The organism is Streptomyces sp. SID13666, assembly GCF_010548325.1.
GTDB classification, from domain to species: domain Bacteria; phylum Actinomycetota; class Actinomycetes; order Streptomycetales; family Streptomycetaceae; genus Actinacidiphila; species Actinacidiphila fildesensis.
Genome location: NZ_JAAGLX010000040.1, coordinates 1 through 19,768 on the forward strand (window position 1 = coordinate 1; position 19,768 = coordinate 19,768).

At 70.7% G+C, this 19,768-nt stretch carries 18 protein-coding genes and 1 pseudogene; 1 reads left to right on the forward strand and 18 read right to left on the reverse strand.

Features of this window, described 5'->3' with window-relative positions; translation table 11 throughout:
• The 14 genes and pseudogenes from G3I60_RS34165 to pyrR all read right to left on the reverse strand — a co-directional run.
• Positions 1-683: pseudogene (locus G3I60_RS34165) on the reverse strand (primosome assembly protein PriA); the annotation flags it as partial.
• A gap of 96 nt (positions 684-779) precedes the next feature.
• Positions 780-1,988, reverse strand: coding sequence for a methionine adenosyltransferase (gene metK, locus G3I60_RS34170; protein WP_138352590.1), 1,209 nt, complete (start codon positions 1,986-1,988; stop codon positions 780-782).
• A gap of 231 nt (positions 1,989-2,219) precedes the next feature.
• A complete protein-coding gene (coaBC, locus tag G3I60_RS34175; protein ID WP_164296827.1) occupies positions 2,220-3,428 on the reverse strand; it encodes a bifunctional phosphopantothenoylcysteine decarboxylase/phosphopantothenate--cysteine ligase CoaBC in 1,209 nt (402 codons plus the stop codon).
• Positions 3,429-3,527: 99 nt separating this feature from the next.
• Positions 3,528-3,797, reverse strand: a complete 270-nt coding sequence (rpoZ, locus tag G3I60_RS34180; RefSeq protein ID WP_138352592.1) for a DNA-directed RNA polymerase subunit omega — start codon at positions 3,795-3,797, stop codon at positions 3,528-3,530.
• A 44-nt stretch (positions 3,798-3,841) separates the two neighbouring features.
• On the reverse strand, positions 3,842-4,435 hold the full coding sequence (gmk, locus tag G3I60_RS34185; RefSeq protein ID WP_138352593.1) for a guanylate kinase: 594 nt from the start codon (positions 4,433-4,435) through the stop codon (positions 3,842-3,844).
• Positions 4,436-4,473: 38 nt separating this feature from the next.
• Positions 4,474-4,797, reverse strand: a complete 324-nt coding sequence (locus G3I60_RS34190; RefSeq protein WP_138352594.1) for an integration host factor — start codon at positions 4,795-4,797, stop codon at positions 4,474-4,476.
• A gap of 255 nt (positions 4,798-5,052) precedes the next feature.
• A complete protein-coding gene (gene pyrF / locus G3I60_RS34195) occupies positions 5,053-5,898 on the reverse strand; it encodes an orotidine-5'-phosphate decarboxylase (RefSeq protein WP_138352595.1) in 846 nt (281 codons plus the stop codon).
• Positions 5,895-7,004 carry a quinone-dependent dihydroorotate dehydrogenase gene (locus G3I60_RS34200; RefSeq protein WP_138352596.1) on the reverse strand — a complete coding sequence of 370 codons (1,110 nt, stop codon included), beginning with the start codon at positions 7,002-7,004 and terminating at the stop codon, positions 5,895-5,897. Before G3I60_RS34200 ends, pyrF begins: the two co-directional genes overlap by 4 nt.
• A 77-nt stretch (positions 7,005-7,081) precedes the next feature.
• Positions 7,082-10,393: a carbamoyl-phosphate synthase large subunit gene (carB, locus tag G3I60_RS34205; protein WP_164296829.1), complete on the reverse strand. Its 3,312-nt coding sequence runs from the start codon at positions 10,391-10,393 to the stop codon at positions 7,082-7,084.
• A complete protein-coding gene (carA, locus tag G3I60_RS34210) occupies positions 10,386-11,528 on the reverse strand; it encodes a glutamine-hydrolyzing carbamoyl-phosphate synthase small subunit (RefSeq protein ID WP_138352598.1) in 1,143 nt (380 codons plus the stop codon). Before carA ends, carB begins: the two co-directional genes overlap by 8 nt.
• The gene (locus G3I60_RS34215; protein WP_343241751.1) at positions 11,525-12,169 is read right to left on the reverse strand and encodes a hypothetical protein; all 645 of its coding nucleotides are present in this window, start codon (positions 12,167-12,169) and stop codon (positions 11,525-11,527) included. The genes carA and G3I60_RS34215 overlap by 4 nt, the downstream gene beginning before the upstream one ends.
• The gene (locus G3I60_RS34220; RefSeq protein ID WP_138352599.1) at positions 12,166-13,452 is read right to left on the reverse strand and encodes a dihydroorotase; all 1,287 of its coding nucleotides are present in this window, start codon (positions 13,450-13,452) and stop codon (positions 12,166-12,168) included. The genes G3I60_RS34215 and G3I60_RS34220 overlap by 4 nt, the downstream gene beginning before the upstream one ends.
• On the reverse strand, positions 13,449-14,480 hold the full coding sequence (locus G3I60_RS34225) for an aspartate carbamoyltransferase catalytic subunit (protein WP_164296831.1): 1,032 nt from the start codon (positions 14,478-14,480) through the stop codon (positions 13,449-13,451). Before G3I60_RS34225 ends, G3I60_RS34220 begins: the two co-directional genes overlap by 4 nt.
• A gap of 83 nt (positions 14,481-14,563) precedes the next feature.
• Positions 14,564-15,136: a bifunctional pyr operon transcriptional regulator/uracil phosphoribosyltransferase PyrR gene (pyrR, locus tag G3I60_RS34230; protein WP_138352601.1), complete on the reverse strand. Its 573-nt coding sequence runs from the start codon at positions 15,134-15,136 to the stop codon at positions 14,564-14,566.
• Positions 15,137-15,373: 237 nt separating this feature from the next.
• On the opposite strand from pyrR, the gene bldD reads away from it, so the two are divergent.
• Positions 15,374-15,874, forward strand: a complete 501-nt coding sequence (bldD, locus tag G3I60_RS34235; protein WP_138352602.1) for a transcriptional regulator BldD — start codon at positions 15,374-15,376, stop codon at positions 15,872-15,874.
• Between the two features lie 116 nt (positions 15,875-15,990).
• Here the strand turns inward: bldD and G3I60_RS34240 are convergent, their stop codons facing one another.
• The 4 genes from G3I60_RS34240 to G3I60_RS34255 all read right to left on the reverse strand — a co-directional run bounded on the left by G3I60_RS34240 (position 15,991) and on the right by G3I60_RS34255 (position 19,702).
• A complete protein-coding gene (locus G3I60_RS34240; RefSeq protein ID WP_164296834.1) occupies positions 15,991-17,451 on the reverse strand; it encodes an aminotransferase class V-fold PLP-dependent enzyme in 1,461 nt (486 codons plus the stop codon).
• Positions 17,452-17,545: 94 nt separating this feature from the next.
• The gene (gene nusB / locus G3I60_RS34245) at positions 17,546-17,971 is read right to left on the reverse strand and encodes a transcription antitermination factor NusB (protein ID WP_138352604.1); all 426 of its coding nucleotides are present in this window, start codon (positions 17,969-17,971) and stop codon (positions 17,546-17,548) included.
• Between the two features lies 1 nt (position 17,972).
• Positions 17,973-18,539 (reverse strand): elongation factor P, encoded by a 567-nt coding sequence (gene efp / locus G3I60_RS34250; protein ID WP_138352605.1) that lies wholly within the window; start codon positions 18,537-18,539, stop codon positions 17,973-17,975.
• Positions 18,540-18,592: 53 nt separating this feature from the next.
• A complete protein-coding gene (locus G3I60_RS34255) occupies positions 18,593-19,702 on the reverse strand; it encodes an aminopeptidase P family protein (RefSeq protein ID WP_164296836.1) in 1,110 nt (369 codons plus the stop codon).
• Positions 19,703-19,768 lie beyond the last annotated feature (66 nt).

The window sequence follows — 19,768 nt, forward strand, 5'->3', positions numbered from 1 at the left end:
GCGGCGATGTCGGCGGCCAGCTCGGCGGGCCAGTGCGGGCCCGGCAGCGCGGTCCACACGGCGCGCGGCGAGTCACCGCGGCCCAGCGCGCGCAGCAGCGCGGGGCCGGTCGGATAGCGCGACCAGGTGCCGGAATCCGGTGGGGCGGGGGTGGCGGGCGGTTCCGGGGAGGGCTTCTTCTCCACCCGGCCGTGCCGGGCGGGCACGGCGAGCTGGATCACGTCGGCGAGCGATCCGGCGTACCGGTCGGCGACCGCGCGGCAGAGCCGCAGCAGCGCCGGGCTGAGCACCGGCTCCGGGGACACCACCTGGGCGATCGCCGCGAGCGGGCCTGCGTAGTCGGACTCGGTGAGCCGGGCGACGACGAACCCGTCGATCAGCCCGCCGCCCTCACGGCGTCCGCTGACGACGTTGTGCGCCCCGGCGCCGAAGCGGACCCTGACCCGGACCCCGGGCTGCGCGTCCGCGTCCATCGCGGCGGGCACCGCGTAGTCGAAGTACTTGTCGAGGTGCAGCACGCCTTTGTCGACCAGGACGCGGGCGACGGGCAGCCCCTCGGCGAGATCGGCACCGCGCCAGGTGCCACGCCTGGCCTTGGGTTCCTTCGCCTTGCGCACGGACTCGCGGATGAGCGCCAGCTGCTCCCCCGCCGGTGGATTCGTCCGCTCGTCCTCGCTGCTCACAGCCCCAGTCCTACCAGACGTCCCGGACAGCGCGACGGCCCCGGACCGCAGGGTCCGGGGCCGTACGCGTGGTGCGGGTGTGTCTGCTGCCGGGTCCTACAGACCGGCGGCGGCGCGCAGCGCCTCGACACGGTCGGTGCGCTCCCAGGTGAAGTCCGGCAGCGCGCGGCCGAAGTGGCCGTACGCGGCGGTCTGGGAGTAGATCGGACGCAGCAGGTCCAGGTCGCGGATGATCGCGGCCGGGCGCAGGTCGAAGACCGACGCGATGGCCTGCTCGATCTTCTCGACGTCCACGGACGCGGTGCCGAAGGTCTCGACGAACAGACCCACGGGCTCGGCCTTGCCGATCGCGTAGGCGACCTGGACCTCGCAGCGCGAGGCGAGGCCCGCGGCGACGACGTTCTTGGCGACCCAGCGCATGGCGTACGCGGCGGAACGGTCGACCTTGGACGGGTCCTTGCCCGAGAAGGCACCGCCGCCGTGACGGGCCATGCCGCCGTAGGTGTCGATGATGATCTTGCGGCCGGTGAGGCCGGCGTCGCCCATCGGGCCGCCGATCTCGAAGCGACCGGTCGGGTTCACCAGCAGGCGGTAACCCTCGGTCTCCAGCTTGATGCCGTCACCGAGCAGCGCCTTGAGCTCGTGCTCGACGACGAACTCGCGGATGTCGGGCGCGAGCAGCGACTCGAGGTCGATGTCCGAGGCGTGCTGCGAGGAGACGACCACGGTGTCGAGGCGGACGGCCTTGTCGCCGTCGTACTCGATGGTGACCTGGGTCTTGCCGTCCGGGCGCAGGTACGGGATGGTCCCGTTCTTGCGGACCTCGGAGAGCCGGCGGGCGAGCCGGTGTGCCAGGTGGATCGGCAGCGGCATCAGCTCGGGGGTCTCGTCGCAGGCGTAGCCGAACATCAGGCCCTGGTCGCCGGCGCCCTGCTTGTCGAGCTCGTCCTCGTCACCCTCGACACGCTGCTCGTAAGCGGTGTCCACACCCTGGGCGATGTCGGGCGACTGCGCGCCGATGGACACCGAGACGCCGCACGAGGCGCCGTCGAAGCCCTTCTTCGACGAGTCGTAGCCGATCTCGAGGATCTTGTTGCGCACCAGGGTCGCGATGTCCGCGTATCCCTTGGTGGTGACCTCACCGGCGACGTGCACCTGGCCGGTGGTGATCAGCGTCTCGACCGCGACCCTGGAGGTCGGGTCCTCCTTGAGGAGGGCGTCGAGGATCGTGTCGCTGATCTGGTCAGCGATCTTGTCGGGATGTCCCTCGGTGACGGACTCCGAGGTAAACAGGCGGCGGGACACATTGCTCCCTGGGGTTGCAGCGGCTGCTGGCTGATCATGGGGTGGGACGCGCGGGGCTGCGCCCGGCGTTCCGTGGCTAGTTTATCGTTCGCTCCGGCCGGACCGACAAGCCATCTCGGTACTTGGATATGCCGTGACCTGCGACACCACTGGCGCCGGTACGACGATCGGCCTTGTCGTACGGGCAGAATGCCGCAGAATTCCGGTTTTGGTACACCCGGAGGAACTATTTCACGTCAACCGGGCCAGCGTGAGATCCCACACCTGGTCGGCGAGGGCTTCCTTCGGACCGTACGGTACCGGGGTCTCGCTGCCGTCCGCACCCAGCACCACGGCTTCGTTCTCCTCGGAGCCGAACGCCTTGTGGTCCCCGACCTCGTTGACAACGAGCAGGTCACAGCCCTTGCGGAGCAGTTTGGCCCGACCGTTCGCCAGTACATCGTCGGTTTCGGCGGCGAACCCGACGATGAGCTGTCCGGGGTATGAACGTTGTGTGGCGAGTTCGGCGAGGACGTCGGGGTTGCGGACGAGTTCCAGGGGCGGCTGCTCCTGGTCGTCCTTCTTCTTGATCTTGCCTTCGGCGTAGTGCGCGGGCCGGAAGTCCGCCACGGCCGCCGCCATGACGACCACATCGGCGTCCGCCGCCGCCTTCAGCACCGCCTCGCGCAGCTGCAGCGCGGTGCCGACCCGCACCACATCGGCGCCCGCCGGGTCGGCGAGGTCGGTGTTGGCGGCCACCAGGGTGACCCGGGCGCCGCGGGCGACCGCCGTACGGGCCAGTGCGTAGCCCTGCTTGCCCGAGGAGCGGTTGCCCAGGTAGCGCACCGGGTCCAGCGGCTCACGGGTGCCGCCGGCGCTGATCACCACATGGCGCCCGGCGAGATCGTTCGCGAGCCCCCGCGGGCCGCGGGCGAGCACCCGGCGGCAGACCTCGAAGATCTCGGCGGGGTCGGGCAGCCGGCCCTTGCCGGTGTCCACACCGGTCAGCCGGCCGACGGCGGGCTCGATCACGATCGCGCCCCGGCGGCGCAGGGTGGCGACGTTCTCCTGGGTGGCGGGGTGTTCCCACATCTCGGTGTGCATGGCCGGCGCGAACACCACCGGACATCGCGCGGTGAGCAGGGTGTTGGTGAGCAGGTCGTCGGCGAGGCCGTGCGCGGCCTTGGCAAGCAGGTCGGCGGTGGCCGGGGCGACCACCACGAGGTCGGCGTGCTGGCCGATCCTGACGTGCGGGACTTCCTGGACGTCGTCCCACACCCGGGTCGAGACGGGGTTGCCGGACAGTGCCGACCAGGTGGCCTCTCCCACGAAGTGCAGCGCCGAATCGGTGGGGACCACGCGTACGCCGTGCCCGGACTCGGTGAGCCGCCGCAGCAGCTCGCACGCCTTGTAGGCGGCGATCCCGCCGCTCACCCCCAGGACGACCTGTGGCTGGCCCATCGTCTCTCCCGCCGAGCTGTGGATTCTCTGGTGTCCATCACACACCACGGGCCCGGCAGCGGTGCTGCCGGGCCCGTGGTGACAAGGATTCGGGTACTGCTAGCCGGCCGACTCGATGGCCTCGGAGGTCAGCAGTCCCGCGTTGATCTCGCGCAGCGCGATCGACAGCGGCTTCTCGTGGACGTGGGTGTCCACCAGGGGGCCGACGTACTCCAGCAGGCCTTCACCGAGCTGGGAGTAGTACGCGTTGATCTGGCGCGCGCGCTTGGCCGCGTAGATCACCAGGCTGTACTTCGAGTCCGTGGCCTCGAGCAGCTCGTCGATCGGCGGGTTGATGATGCCCTCGGGCGTGGTGATGGAAGAGGACATTCTCTACCTACCCCTACTTGCTTGTGGAAAAGAATGGAAGTGGATCATACAACTCTCATCAAGGCTAGCAGCTCACGTGCTACATCCTCGACGGAGGTATTGACAAGGGTGATGTCGAACTCGGATTCGGCAGCCAGTTCGACCTTGGCCGCGGCCAGCCGCCGCTCGATCACCTCGGGCGATTCGGTGCCCCGCCCGGTGAGCCGGCGGACCAGCTCGTCCCAGCTCGGAGGGGCCAGGAAGACGAGCTGCGCCTCGGGCATCGACTGGCGTACCAGCCGGGCACCCTGCAGATCGATCTCCAGCAGCACGGGTTCGCCCGCGTCGAGCCGGTCCAGGACCGCCTTGCGCGGGGTGCCGTAGCGGTTGCCCGCGAACTCGGCCCACTCCAGCAGTTCACCGTTGGCGACGAGCTTGTCGAACTCGTCGTTGTCCACGAAGAAGTAGTGCACTCCGTGCTGCTCGCCCGGCCGTGGCCGACGAGTGGTGGCCGACACCGAGAGCCATACCTCGGGGTGGACCTTGCGCATATGAGCGACGACCGTGCTCTTGCCGACCCCGGAGGGGCCGGAGAGCACGGTCAGCCGCGGACGTACGTCCGGGGGCACGGGGGACGTCCCCCGGGATGTTGCAGCCATGAAGCGATTATCCCGGTTCCCGGAGGTGCTGGGGACCGTCAGGCGGCGCCGCCGCCGAACTCACGCTCCAAAGATGCGATCTGGTTGGAGCCGAGACCCCGCACCCGGCGGCTTTCGGAGATGCCGAGCCGCTCCATGATCTGCTTGGCGCGGACCTTGCCCACACCGGGCAGGGACTCAAGGAGGGCCGAGACCTTCATCTTGCCGATGACATCGTTCTCTCGGCCCGACTTGATGACCTCGTGCAGCGAAGCGCCGGAGTGCTTGAGCCGATTCTTGACCTCGGCGCGCTCCCGGCGAGCCGCAGCGGCCTTCTCGAGCGCGGCAGCGCGCTGTTCAGGGGTAAGGGGCGGAAGAGCCACGCCTACGTCACCTCGGATATCGAACTGTCGGATACGGACCGGTTGTGGAACCTAGTCGCCCTCACCTGCAGGGCAACGAACGAAGCACTTGCGTGCTCGCTCTCGTCGGAGACTAGCGGTCACGGCGGCTCAAGTCAGCGAGAACAGACGAAAAGTCCTGGTCAGACTCGATCCGCTGGGATTTTTAGGACATATCGGCACCGGTTGACGCTGTCGCGGCTCCCGACAGGGGTCCTGAAGGGCGCCGGTTGCCGCTCAGCCCGCCAGGGCGGCACGGACCTCGTCGGAGAACCGGGCCGCGGCGTCCCGCAGTCCGGCCGCGTCGGGGCCGTGCCGCAGCACATCGCGGCTCACGCTCGGGAGGACGTTGCCGACCGCGGACCCGAAGAGCCCGGGAAGACCGGCGGGCGTCGCGCCCTGGGCGCCGATACCGGGGGCCAGCAGCGGCCCGTTGACGTCCAGGTCCGCGCCGGCCTCGCCGAGGGTGGCACCGACCACGGCGCCGACGGATCCGAGCGGCCGCTCGCCGGCGTTCTCCGCCGCGATGTGGTCGAGCATCACCTGGGCGAGCGACTTACCGTTCGCCGCCGTGGCCCGCTGGACCTCGGCGCCCTCCGGGTTGGAGGTCAGAGCGAGGACGAAGACCCCGGCGCCGGAGATCCGCGCCGCGTCCAGCGCGGGGCGCAGCGAGCCGAAGCCGAGGTACGGGCTGACGGTGACCGCGTCGGAGAAGAGCGGGGAGTCCTTGTCGAGGAACGTGGCGGCGTAGGCGGCCATGGTGGAGCCGATGTCACCGCGCTTGGCGTCCATCAGCACCAGGGCGCCGGCGGCGCGGGCGTCGGCGACGGCCCGCTCCAGCACGGCGATGCCCTTCGAGCCGAAGCGCTCGAAGAACGCGCTCTGCGGCTTGAGGACGGCGACCCGGTCGGCGAGGGCCTCGACCACGGTGCGGGTGAAGCGCTCCAGACCGGCCACGTCGTCGTTGAGGCCCCAGGAGGTCAGCAGCGCCGCGTGCGGGTCGATTCCGACGCAGAGCTGACCGCGGGTGTCCATCGCGTGCCGCAGCCGCGCGCCGAAGGGTTCCAGGTTCTCCACGCTCATGAGCTCACCTTCCGGTGTTCGGCGCCGACCGCGTCGGCGAGGGTGGCGTACGGGCTCGCGGCCAGCCGGGCCGCGAGGCCCTTGTGGAGGGCGCGGCACCAGAACGGGCCCTCGTAGATGAAGGCGCTGTACCCCTGGACCAGGGTGGCGCCGGCCAGGATGCGCTCCCAGACGTCGTCGGCGGTCGTGACGCCGCCGACCCCGACCAGGGTGATCCGGTCGCCGACCCGGGCGTACAGCCGGCTCAGCACCTCCAGTGAGCGGGATCGCAGCGGAGCGCCGGACAGCCCGCCGGTCTCCTGGACCAGCGCCGGGTCCGAGGTCAGCCCCAGGCCGTCGCGGGCGATCGTGGTGTTGGTGGCGATGATGCCGTCCAGACCGAGTTCGACGGCGAGGTCGGCGACCGCGTCGATGTCGTCGTCGGCCAGGTCGGGGGCGATCTTCACCAGCAGCGGTACCCGGCGGGTGGTGACCGTGCGGTCGGCGGCCTCGCGCACCGCGGTCAGCAGCGGGCGCAGCTGGTCGACGGCCTGCAGATTGCGCAGGCCCGGGGTGTTCGGCGACGAGACGTTGACGACGAGGTAGTCCGCGTGGGCCGCGAGCCGCTCGGTGGACGTCACGTAGTCCCCGGTGGCCTCGTTCTCGGGGACCACCTTGGTCTTGCCGATGTTGACGCCGACCGTCGTCCGGAAGACCGGGTTACGGGCCGCCAGCCGGGCGGCGACCGCGGCGGAGCCCTCGTTGTTGAAGCCCATGCGGTTGATCAGCGCCCGGTCCTGGACGAGGCGGAAGAGCCGCTTCTTCGGGTTGCCGGACTGCGGCTGCCCGGTGACGGTGCCGATCTCGATGTGGTCGAAGCCGAGCATCGCCATGCCGTCGATCGCGACGGCGTTCTTGTCGAAGCCGGCCGCGAGGCCGAACGGGCCGTGCATGCGCAAGCCCAGCGCCTCGGTGCGCAGCGCCTTGTGGCGGGGCGCGAGCACGGCCGCCACGAGGGTGCGCAGGACCGGGACGCGGGCGGCGAACCGGATCCAGGCGAACGCCAGGTGGTGCGCCCGCTCGGGGTCCATGCGCCGGAAGAGCAGTCGGAAGAGGAGGGGATACATGCGGAGCCTTCTACGGGATTCTGCGGGGCGGCGGTCACATGGCGAGGGGGACACCGTTCGGTGTCCCCCTCCTGGCGCTATCCCTCGCGGGCGGCGTTCAGCCGTTCCGCGTGTTCCTGCAGCGATCTGACCCCGATGTCGCCGCGGTTGAGCGCGTCGATGCCCTGCACGGCGGCGGCGAGCGCCTGCACCGTGGTCAGGCACGGGACACCGCGGGAGACCGCGGCGGTCCTGATGTCGTAGCCGTCGAGGCGGCCGCCGGTGCCGAACGGGGTGTTGACGATCAGGTCGATCTTGCCGTCGTGGATCAGCTGCACCACGGTCGGCTCACCGTCCGGGCCGGTGCCCTCGCTCTGCTTGCGCACGATGGTGGCGTGGATGCCGTTACGGCGCAGCACCTCGGCGGTGCCGGAGGTGGCGAGCAGTTCGAAGCCGTGGTCGGCGAGCGCGCGGGCCGGGAAGACCAGGTTGCGCTTGTCGCGGTTGGCCACCGAGATGAACGCGGTGCCCTTGGTGGGCAGCGCGCCGTACGCGCCGGCCTGGGACTTGGCGTAGGCGGTGCCGAAGACGGAGTCGATGCCCATGACCTCGCCCGTGGAGCGCATCTCCGGGCCCAGCACGGTGTCGACGCCGCGGCCGTGGATGTCGCGGAAGCGGCTCCATGGCATGACGGCCTCCTTGACGGAGATCGGCGCGTCCAGCGGCAGGGTGCCGCCGTCGCCGGTCTTCGGGAGCATGCCCTCGGCCCGCAGTTCGGCGACGGTCGCACCGAGCGAGATCCGGGCGGCGGCCTTGGCCAGCGGCACCGCGGTCGCCTTCGAGGTGAAGGGGACGGTGCGCGAGGCGCGCGGGTTGGCCTCGAGGACATAGAGGATGTCCCCGGCCAGCGCGAACTGGATGTTGATCAGACCCTGGACGCCGACACCCTTGGCGATGGCCTCGGTGGAGGCGCGCAGCCGCTTGATGTCGTAGCCGCCGAGGGTCATCGGGGGCAGTGCGCAGGCGGAGTCGCCGGAGTGGATACCGGCCTCCTCGATGTGCTCCATGACGCCGCCGAGGTAGAGCTCGGTGCCGTCGTAGAGCGCGTCGACGTCGATCTCGATGGCGTCGTCGAGGAACCGGTCGACCAGGACCGGGCGGGTCGGGCTGATCTCGGTGGACTCGGCGATGTACGAGGAGAGCCGGGCCTCCTCGTAGACGATCTCCATACCGCGGCCGCCGAGCACGTACGACGGGCGGACCAGGACCGGGTAGCCGATCTCGTCGGCGATGGCCTTGGCCTCGTCGAAGGTGGTCGCGGTGCCGTGCTTGGGGGCGGGCAGTCCGGCCTCGGCCAGGACGCGGCCGAAGGCGCCGCGGTCCTCGGCGAGGTGGATGGCCTCGGGCGAGGTGCCGACGATCGGCACCCCGTTGTCCTTGAGGGCCTGCGCCAGGCCGAGTGGGGTCTGGCCGCCGAGCTGGACGATGACGCCCGCGATCGGGCCGGCCAGCGACTCGGCGTGCACGATCTCCAGCACGTCCTCGAGCGTCAGCGGCTCGAAGTACAGGCGGTCGGAGGTGTCGTAGTCCGTCGAGACGGTCTCGGGGTTGCAGTTGACCATCACGGTCTCGTAGCCCGCGTCGTGCAGCGCGAACGAGGCGTGGACGCAGGAGTAGTCGAACTCGATGCCCTGGCCGATGCGGTTGGGGCCCGAGCCGAGGATGATCACGGCGGGCTTCTCGCGCGGCGCGACCTCGGACTCCTCGTCGTAGGACGAGTAGAAGTACGGGGTCTTGGCGGCGAACTCGGCGGCGCAGGTGTCGACCGTCTTGTAGACCGGGCGCACCCCCAGCGCGTGCCGGACCTCGCGCACGACGTCCTCGCGCAGTCCCCGGATCTCACCGATCTGAATGTCGGAGAACCCGTGCCGCTTGGCGTCGGCGAGCAGCTCGGGGCCGAGCTTGTCGGCGGCCGCCAGATCGTCGGCGACCTCCTTGATCAGGAAGAGCTGGTCGGTGAACCACGGGTCGATCCGCGTCGCGTCGAAGATCTCCTCCGGGGTGGCGCCGGCGCGGATCGCCTGCATGACGGTGTTGATCCGGCCGTCGGTCGGCACCGCCGCCGTGGCCAGCAGCGCGTCCTTGTGGCCGGGCTCGCCGACGAAGGTGAACTGGCTGCCCTTCTTCTCCAGCGAGCGCAGCGCCTTCTGCAGCGCCTCGGTGAAGTTGCGGCCCATCGCCATGGCCTCGCCGACCGACTTCATGGTGGTGGTGAGGGTCGCGTCGGCCGCCGGGAACTTCTCGAAGGCGAAGCGCGGCACCTTGACGACGACGTAGTCGAGCGTCGGCTCGAAGGACGCCGGGGTCTTCTCGGTGATGTCGTTCGGGATCTCGTCGAGCGTGTAGCCGACGGCGAGCCGGGCGGCGATCTTGGCGATCGGGAAGCCGGTGGCCTTGGAGGCGAGCGCCGAGGAGCGCGAGACCCGCGGGTTCATCTCGATGACGATGACGCGGCCGTCTTCGGGGTTGATCGCGAACTGGATGTTGCAGCCGCCGGTGTCGACGCCGACCTCGCGGATGATCGCGATACCGACGTCCCGCAGGTTCTGGTACTCGCGGTCGGTCAGCGTCAGCGCCGGGGCGACGGTGATGGAGTCGCCGGTGTGGACGCCCATCGGGTCGAAGTTCTCGATGGAGCAGACGACCACGACGTTGTCGTTGCGGTCGCGCATCAGCTCCAGCTCGTACTCCTTCCAGCCGAGGATGGACTCCTCCAGGAGCACCTCGGTGGTCGGCGAGAGCGTGAGGCCCTGGCCGGCGATACGGCGCAGTTCCTCCTCGTCGTGGGCGAAGCCGGAGCCGGCGCCGCCCATGGTGAAGGACGGGCGGACGACGACGGGGTAGCCGCCGAGGGTGTCCACGCCCGAGATGACGTCGTCCATCGAGTGGCAGATGACGGAGCGGGCGGACTCGCCGTAGCCGATCTTGGCGTTGACGGCCTCGACGACGCCCTTGAAGAGCTGGCGGTCCTCGCCCTTGTTGATCGCCTCGACGTTGGCGCCGATCAGCTCGACGTTGTGCTTGTCCAGGACGCCGTTGTCGTGCAGCGAGATCGCCGTGTTGAGCGCGGTCTGGCCGCCGAGGGTGGGCAGGAGCGCGTCGGGGCGCTCCTTGGCGATGATCTTCTCGACGTACTCCGGCGTGATCGGCTCGACGTAGGTGGCGTCGGCGATCTCGGGGTCGGTCATGATCGTGGCCGGGTTGGAGTTCACGAGGATGACCCGCAGGCCCTCGGACTTCAGCACCCGGCAGGCCTGGGTACCGGAGTAGTCGAACTCCGCTGCCTGGCCGATGACGATCGGGCCGGAGCCGATGACCAGGACGGACTGGATATCGGTGCGCTTAGGCACGCTGGCCCTCCATCAGAGATACGAAGCGGTCGAACAGGTACGCGGCGTCGTGCGGGCCGGCGGCTGCTTCGGGGTGGTACTGGACGCTGAACGCCGGCTGGTCGAGGAGGTGGAGTCCCTCGACCACGTTGTCGTTCAGGCAGACGTGGCTGACCTCGGCCCGGCCGTAAGGCGTGTCGGAGACCGTGTCGAGCGGCGCGTCGACGGCGAAGCCGTGGTTGTGCGCGGTGACCTCGACCTTGCCGGTGGTGCGGTCCTGGACCGGCTGGTTGATGCCGCGGTGGCCGTACTTGAGCTTGTAGGTGCCGAACCCGAGCGCGCGGCCCAGGATCTGGTTGCCGAAGCAGATGCCGAAGAGCGGGGTCTTCCGCTCCAGCACACCGCGCATCACCGCGACCGGGTGGTCGGCGGTGGCCGGGTCGCCGGGGCCGTTGGAGAAGAACACCCCGTCGGGCGCGACGGCGTACACGTCCTCGACGGTCGCGGTGGCGGGCAGCACATGGACCTCGATGCCGCGCTCGGCCATCCGCTGCGGCGTCATCGCCTTGATGCCGAGGTCGATCGCGGCCACGGTGAAGCGCTTGGTGCCGATCGCCGGGACGATGTACGACTCCTTGGTCGCCACCTCGGCCGACAGGTCGGCGCCCTTCATCTCGGGCGCCTGGAGGACCTTGGCGAGCAGGTCCGCGTCGGTGCCGATGCCGGCACCGGAGAAGATGCCGACCCGCATGGCGCCGCGCTCGCGCAGATGGCGGGTGAGGGCGCGGGTGTCGATGCCGCTGATGCCGACGACGCCCTGGTTGACGAGTTCCTCGTCGAGGGTGCGGCGGGCGCGCCAGTTGGAGGAGACCCGGGCGGGGTCGCGGACCACATAGCCGGCGACCCAGATGCGGGAGGACTCCGGGTCCTCGTCGTTGACGCCGGTGTTGCCGATGTGCGGGGCCGTCATGACGACCACCTGGCGGTGGTACGACGGGTCGGTCAGCGTCTCCTGGTAACCGGACATGCCGGTGGAGAAGACGGCCTCGCCGAAGGTCTCCCCCACCGCGCCGTAAGCACGGCCGCGGAAGATCCGGCCGTCCTCCAGGACGAGTACGGCGGGGGTCCTGTCTGCCCGCTGGGTGGAGGTCGTCATCGTGGGCCTTCCTGGTGGAGCGGGGCGGCGACGGCACTGTCGCCGGGGTGCTGGTCGGGTTCGGGGGCGTCCGCTGCGGATGCCGCGGCCCCGGATGCTGATGCCATGGAGTCGACCGCGTCGACCCAGCCGGCGTGCTCGGCCGCGTGCTCGGAGCGGAAGCCCGAGTCGATGAGCCGGCCGCCGTGCTCCCAGGTGATCACCAGCAGGCCGCCCTCGGTGAGGACCTTGCCGGCGATGCCCTTGTCGAGCCGGGCGCCGCGCAGTGCGGCGGTGGGGACGAAGAAGTCCGGCGCGCCGGTCCGTTCCGCGCGCAGGCCCTGCTCCGTCAGAGTGAGCACGACCATGCTGCGCACCCCGAGACCGTGGGCGACGATGCGGTCAAGCCACTGACCCGCGGTGGTGCTGCCGTGGTAGCGGCCCTTGAGGGTCAGCAGCGGTTCGGCGCCGTCCTCGGGGGCGGTGGGCAGCTCGGGCAGGCCGCCCTGCAGGGTGCCGCGCCACTTCCAGCCCTCGCGCATCAGCCAGTAGACGAGCGCGACGAACAGGCCCAGGCCGACGATCCAGCCGATCCGTGCGGACCAGTCGGTGACCTGCTGGGACTTCTGGTCCGCCGCCAGCAGAAGAGTCAGAGTTGTCACGCGAGTTTCCCGTCCACGACCGTCGCCCTGCCCCGCAGGAAGGTGGCGATCACCCGGCCCGGCAGCTCGCGGCCCTCGTACGGGGTGTTGCGGCTGCGGGAGGCGAAGCCCGCGGGGTTCACCACTCCACGGTATGCCGGATCGACGAGAGTGAGGTTCGCGGGCTCGCCCGCGGCGACCGGCCGTCCGTGTCCTGCCAGCCGGCCGATGGCGGCGGGCCGCGCCGACATGCGGTCGGCGACGCCGGCCCAGTCGAGCAGACCGGTGTCGACCATCGTCTGCTGGACGACGGACAGCGCGGTCTCCAGGCCCACCATGCCCATGGCGGCCGCGGCCCACTCGCAGTCCTTGTCCTCGTGCGGGTGCGGCGCGTGGTCGGTGGCGACGCAGTCGATGGTGCCGTCGGCCAGCGCCTCGCGCAGCGCCATGACGTCGGCCTCGGTGCGCAGCGGCGGGTTGACCTTGTAAACCGGGTTGTACGAGCGGACCAGCTCGTCGGTGAGCAGCAGGTGGTGCGGGGTGACCTCGGCGGTCACGTTCCAGCCCTTGGACTTGGCCCAGCGGACGATCTCGACGGAGCCGGCCGTGGACAGGTGGCAGATGTGCACCCGGGAGTCGACGTGCGCGGCGAGCAGCACATCGCGAGCGATGATCGACTCCTCGGCGACCGCCGGCCAGCCGATCAGGCCCAGTTCGCCGGAGACGATGCCCTCGTTCATCTGGGCGCCCTCGGTGAGGCGGGGCTCCTGGGCGTGCTGGGCGACGACACCGTCGAAGGCCTTCACGTACTCCAGCGCGCGGCGCATGATCACCGCGTCGTCGACGCACTTGCCGTCGTCGGAGAAGACCCGCACACCGGCGGCGGAGTCGGCCATCGCGCCGAGCTCGGCGAGCTGCTTGCCCGCCAGGCCGACGGTGACGGCGCCGACCGGCTGCACGTCGCAGTAGCCGGACTCGCGGCCGAGCCGCCAGACCTGCTCGACGACGCCCGCGGTGTCCGCGACGGGGAAGGTGTTGGCCATCGCGTGCACGGCGGTGTAGCCGCCGATGGCGGCGGCGCGGGTGCCGGTCAGGACCGTCTCGGAGTCCTCGCGGCCCGGCTCGCGCAGATGGGTGTGCAGGTCGACGAGGCCCGGCAGCAGGATCATGCCGTCGGCCTCGACGACGGTGGCGTCGCCGGCCTCCAGAGCGGTTCCGACGGCGGCGATCGTCTCACCGTCGATCAGGACGTCCTGCGGGTCGCCGCCAAGGATCTTCGCGCCTCGGATCAGGGTCTTGCTCATGACTGGTGGTTCTCCTCGGTGCGGGCGGCGGGGGCGGCCGTGGCGATGGCGGGTTCGTTCCCGCCGAGCAGCAGGTACAGGACGGCCATCCGGATGCTGACGCCGTTGGCGACCTGCTCGACGACGGTGCAGCGCTCGGAGTCGGCGACCTCGGCGGTGATCTCCATGCCGCGGTTCATCGGGCCGGGGTGCATGACGATGGCGTGTTCCGGCAGGGCGGCCATCCGGCCGCCGTCGAGGCCGTAGCGCCGGGAGTACTCGCGCTCGGTGGGGAAGAACGCGGCGTTCATCCGTTCGCTCTGCACCCGCAGCATCATCACGGCGTCGGACTTGGCGAGCACCGCGTCCAGGTCGTAGGAGACGTCGCAGGGCCAGGTGTCCACGCCGATCGGCAGCAGGGTCGGCGGGGCGACCAGGGTGACCTGGGCGCCGAGCGTGTTGAGCAGATGGACGTTGGAGCGGGCGACCCGGCTGTGCAGGATGTCGCCCACGATCGTGATCCGGCGGCCCGCCAGATCGCGCCCGCTTCCGTCACCGGGGCCGCGGTGGAACGTGGGGCCACCATCCTTTGAGCCCGCCAGGTGCCGGCGCATGGTGAAGGCGTCGAGCAGCGCCTGGGTGGGGTGTTCGTGGGTGCCGTCACCGGCGTTGACGACCGAGCCGCCGATCCAGCCGGAGGTGGCGAGCCGGTGCGGGGCGCCGGAGGAGCCGTGCCGGATGACGACGGCGTCGGCGCCCATCGCCTCCAGGGTCAGCGCGGTGTCCTTGAGGGACTCGCCCTTGGAGACCGAGGAGCCCTTGGCGGAGAAGTTGATGACATCGGCGGAGAGCCGCTTGGCGGCGGCCTCGAAGGAGATGCGGGTGCGGGTCGAGTCCTCGAAGAAGAGGTTGACGACGGTGCGGCCGCGCAGGGTCGGCAGCTTCTTGATCGGCCGGTCGGCCACGCGGGCCATTTCCTCGGCGGTGTCGAGTACGAGGATGGCGTCGTCGCGGGTCAGGTCGGCGGCCGAGATCAGGTGGCGCTTCATCGGGTCACTCCGAAGGGGGTACTGGGACGGCGGAGGGCATGCTCGTGGGCCCGGACCACACAGGGGTCCGGGTCGTGCTTGCGCTATTCGTCCGCCGGGGAGCCCTCGCGCACGCCGAGGAGGACCGTGTCACGGCCGTCCTCTTCGGTGAGGTGGACCTTGACGGTCTCGCGCAGCGAGGTGGGGAGGTTCTTGCCGACGTAGTCGGCCCGGATCGGGAGTTCGCGGTGGCCGCGGTCGACCAGGACGGCGAGCTGTACGGCTCGCGGCCGGCCGATGTCGTTGAGCGCGTCGAGGGCGGCGCGGATCGTGCGGCCCGAGAAGAGCACGTCGTCGACGAGGATCACCAGCCGGCCGTCGACGCCGTCACCGGGGATGTCGGTGCGGGCCAGCGCGCGGGCCGGGTGCAGCCGCAGGTCGTCGCGGTACATGGTGATGTCGAGCGACCCGACCGGGACCTTGCGGCCGGTGATGTCGGCGAGCTTGTCGGCCAGCCTGCGGGCGAGGAAGACACCGCGGGTGGGAATGCCGAGGAGCACCACGTCGTCGGCGCCCTTTGCGCGTTCGACGATCTCGTGGGCGATGCGGGTCAGGACCCGGGCCATGTCCGGTGCTTCGAGCACCGGGCGTGCGGATGTACTGCGGTCTTCAGCCATGAAGGGCTCTCCTTCCCCGCCTCACAGGACGGGTCTTAAAGGACGCCAGGGATACAGCCTCACGTTACCAGGCGCGCAGGTCGCGTTCTCGGGCGGTCACCCGCACGATAGGCACACCGGTACGAATCGGACGCTCGTGCAGTACAGGGAGACCGGTCCGGACCATTCGGCTTGACGAAGTCAAATTACGCTGCGTAACCTCACAGTGAGTCACCGAGATTCCGTCCGGGGAGCCTTATGTCCAGCGATTACGCCAAACAGCTCGGAGCCAAGCTCCGCGCCATCCGCACGCAGCAGGGTCTCTCCCTTCACGGCGTCGAGGAGAAGTCCCAGGGCCGCTGGAAGGCCGTCGTCGTCGGCTCGTACGAGCGTGGCGACCGCGCCGTGACCGTACAGCGACTCGCCGAGCTGGCGGACTTCTACGGAGTGCCGGTCCAGGAACTGCTGCCCGGCACCACGCCGGGCGGGGCCGCCGAGCCGCCGCCGAAGCTTGTCCTGGACCTGGAGCGACTGTCCCAGGTCCCGCCGGACAAGGCCGGTCCGCTGCAGCGCTACGCCGCCACCATCCAGAGCCAGCGCGGGGACTACAACGGCAAGGTGCTGTCGATCCGCCAGGACGACCTGCGCACGCTGGCCGTGATCTACGACCAGTCGCCGTCGGTCCTCACCGAGCAGCTCATCGGCTGGGGCGTCCTCGACGCCGACGCGCGCCGCGCGGTTCAGCACGAAGACGGCTGAAAACGGCTGTCAAACACAAGTGCAGAAACGTACCGCCCGGGGCGGTGTCCGCAGGGACACCGCCCCGGGCGGTTCTGTTTGCCCCGGCGCCCGGAACGGGCCCGCGGCGGTCCCCGTCACTCGTACGGCCCAGTCCGCGCCCGGTAGAGCCGGCCGATGACTTCCGGCAGCAGCCGTTCGGTCAGCCGGGGCGGCAGCGCCTGCAGGACCGCCAGCACCGGGGCCATCCGCTCCGGGAGCGCCCCGTCGTCGGAAATGCCGGCGAGCTGGAGGGCCAGAGCGACCTCCTCGGGGCCGAGCGTGTCGGGATCGAGCTGGGCGGCGAGCCCGGCGAGCCCTTCGTCGACGGTGGCCGGGCCGAGGTCACGGGCCCGCCGTACGGCGCCGCCGAGCTCCTCCAGCAGCAGGGCGATCCGCCCGGGGGACGCCACCGCGGCCGTGACGGTCAGATGCAGATTGGGCGGGGAGCCGCCGAAGGCGGGCTGCGGCTGCAGGAACCACCCGCGCAGCCGCATCTCGTCGGCGACGACGAAGGGGTCCAGCCCCGGGTCGTCGGAGGCCACGGCGACCAGCGACGCCTGCGGGCTGCCCAGCACCCGCAGCCCGTCGATTCGGCCGATGCCCCCGACGAGGGCCTGTACCGCCTCGTGCACGCGCCCGGAGAGCTCGGCGTAGGCCGAGGGGCCGATCCGCCGCAGGACCGCCCAGGCGGCGGCCAGCGGCCCGGCGGACTTGGTGCCCTGGAGCGTCGCGTTGACCACCGGGTAGCCGGGCCATGAGGCGTCCGCGAACCAGCCGTGCCGGCGCAGCTCGGCGTCCCGGAAGAGCAGCACCGAGGCGCCCTTGGGGGTGTACGCGTACTTGTGCAGGTCCACCGAGAGCGACGTGACGCCCGGCACCGCCAGGTCGAACGCGGGCGGCCGGGGCAGCGTCCTGGGCAGGTGCGCCAGGTACCAGCCGCCGATGCAGGCGTCGACATGGCACAGCACCCCGCGCCCGGCCGCCGCGGCGGCGATCTCGGTGACCGGATCGATCACCCCGTGGGCGTAGGACGGTGCCGAGGCCACCACCAGGGCCGTCCGGTCGGTGGTGGCGGCCGCCATGGCCTCCGGGCGGGCCCGGAACGTCGCCGGGTCCACCGGGACCGTGACGACGGTCAGGCCGAAGAGCGCGGCGGCCTTGCGGAAGGCCGCGTGGGCGGTGGCGGGCAGCACGAGTTCCGGGGCGGTGACGCCCCGGGTGCGGCGGGCGTGGTTCCGGGCGGTCAGCACGGCGAGCAGACAGCTCTCGGTACCGCCGCTGGTGAAGGTGCCGGCTGTCCTGTCGTCCCCGCCGAGCAGTCCGGCGACCCGGCCGACGATGTCGTTCTCCAGGGCCACCACGCTGGGAAAGGCCGTCATGTCCAGGCCGTTGACCCCGGCGAAGGCCGCCTGGGCGCGCTCCGCGAGGTCGTCGAGACCGTCCAGCCCGGAGTCGTAGACGTACGCCATGGTGCGGCCGCCGCGCACCGGCAGGTCCTGGGACCGCAGCGCCGTCAGCCGGTCGATGATCTCCTGATCGGTCTCCTGATCGGACATGCCAGCGAAACTAGGCCACCGTCCGGGAAACGCACCAGGCCCAAAGCAGAAGATTGTTCAGCTTCTGCTCCGGGCCTGGTCGGTGCGGGTGACGCTATCGCCGGAGAGTCGGCTTGAGGTCCTTCAGACGGGCCAGCAGCCCGTTGACGAAGGCGGGCGACTCATCGGTGGAGAACTCCTTGGCGAGCTGGACCGCCTCGTCCAGCACGACCGCGTCCGGGGTCTCGTCCTCCCAGATCAGCTCATAGGTGCCGAGCCGCAGGACGTTCCGGTCGACGACCGGCATCCGGTCCAGCGTCCAGCCCACCGAGTAGGTCGCGAGCAGCTCGTCGATGCGGGGCGCGTTGGCGGCGTACCCCTCGACCAGCTGCATGGTGTACTCGGTGACCGGCGGCTGCCGGTCGTCGGTCCGGGCGAGCCGGATCCAGTCCGCCATGGCGGTCTTCGGGTCGACACCCCGCTGATCCGCTTCGAAGAGGATCTGGAAGGCACGCTTGCGGGCCTTGTTCCGAGCAGCCACGTTAGCTGTTCACCCGGCCGAGATAGTCACCCGAACGGGTGTCGACCTTGATCTTCTCACCGGTGGTGATGAAGAGCGGAACGCCGATCTCGTAGCCGGTCTCGAGCCGGGCCGGCTTGGAGCCACCGGTGGACCGGTCGCCCTGGACACCCGGCTCGGTGTACTCGATGACCAGCTCGACGGAGGCCGGGAGCTCGATGTAGAGCGGAGCGCCCTCGTACATCGCCACGACGGCCTCGAAGCCTTCGAGGAGGTAGTTGGCGGCGTCGCCGACGACCTCGGGGGTGATGTACACCTGGTCGAAGGTGTCGGTGTCCATGAAGACGAAGTCGGTGCCGTCCTTGTAGGAGAACTGCATACCGCGCTTGTCGACGTTGGCCGTCTCGACCTTGATGCCGGCGTTGAAGGTCTTGTCGACGACCTTGCCGGACAGCACGTGCTTGAGCTTCGTGCGGACGAAGGCGGGGCCCTTGCCGGGCTTGACGTGCTGGAACTCGACAACGGTCCAGAGCTGGCCGCCGTCGAGCTTGAGCACGAGGCCGTTCTTGAGGTCGTTCGTGGATGCCACGGTTGCGGAATCTCCTGAAAGTGCAGCTTCGGAGACCGAGGGGGCGCGCCCTTTTACAGGGCGAGCAGTTCCTTGGTCGTAATGGTGAGTAGCTCGGGCCCGCCGTCCGTCGGTGGACGTACGACGAGTGTGTCGTCGATGCGGACACCGCCGCGGCCCGGAAGGTGGACCCCCGGTTCGACGGTGACCGGCACGCAAGCGTCCAGTTTACCCATGGCCGCAGGTGACAGCCGAGGGTCCTCGTCGATTTCGAGTCCCACGCCGTGTCCCGTCACCTCTCCGAGGGCCTCCCCGTAGCCCGCGGCGGCCAGTACGGAGCGCGCCGCGTGGTCCACATCACGGCAGGCCACACCGGGTGCGAGCGCCTCCCGGCCGGCCCGCTGGGCGGCGAAGACCAGCTCGTACAGCTCGATCTGCCAGTCAGCGGGAGAAGTCCCCACGACGAAGGTGCGGCCGACCTCGCAGCGGTATCCGCGGTAGCAGGCGCCGAGCCGGACGGTGAGGAAGTCGCCCTCCTCGACGCGCCGGTCGGTGGGGACGTGCCGCGCGGCCCCCGAGTGCGGCCCGGTGCCCACACAGGTGGGGAAGGCCGGACCGTCCGCGCCGTGGTCGACCAGCCGGCGCTCCAGTTCCAGCGCGAGGTGCCGCTCGGTCCTGCCGACCAGGATCGACTCCAGCAGCTCGCCGAGCGCCTGGTCGGCGAGTTCGGCGGCGATCCGGATCGAGGCGATCTCCTGCTCGTCCTTGACCACCCGCAGCTGTTCCACGGCCCCGCGGAGGTCGGTCAGCCGCAGGCCGGGCGCGACCGAGCCGATCGCCCGGTGCCGGCTGACCGTGAGGTGGTGTTCCTCGACGGCCAGCGTGTCGCCCCGCCGGTCGAGGACCAGTCCGGCGGCGGCCACCACCGGATCGCCGTCCGACCGGGCCAGGACCACGGTCCGTACGTCCTCCGGCGGCTGCGCCTCGGACAGGTCCCCGACCGCGGGGCGGCTGCGGACCAGCGCGTCCTGGTCGCCGGGGCCGATCAGCAGGACCGCGCCGGTGGGCGCGCAGCCGGTCAGATAGCGGACGTTCGCGGGGCGGGAGACCAGCGCCGCCGCCGCTCCGGACGCCGCGCATCGGTCGCGCAGGCGTTCTCTGCGGGCTGCGTGCACGTCGGACATGTCGCGAGCGTACGTGCGGGCCGCCCGGGGGGCCGCCCGAGCGCGTCCGACCGGGGACGGCCCGCC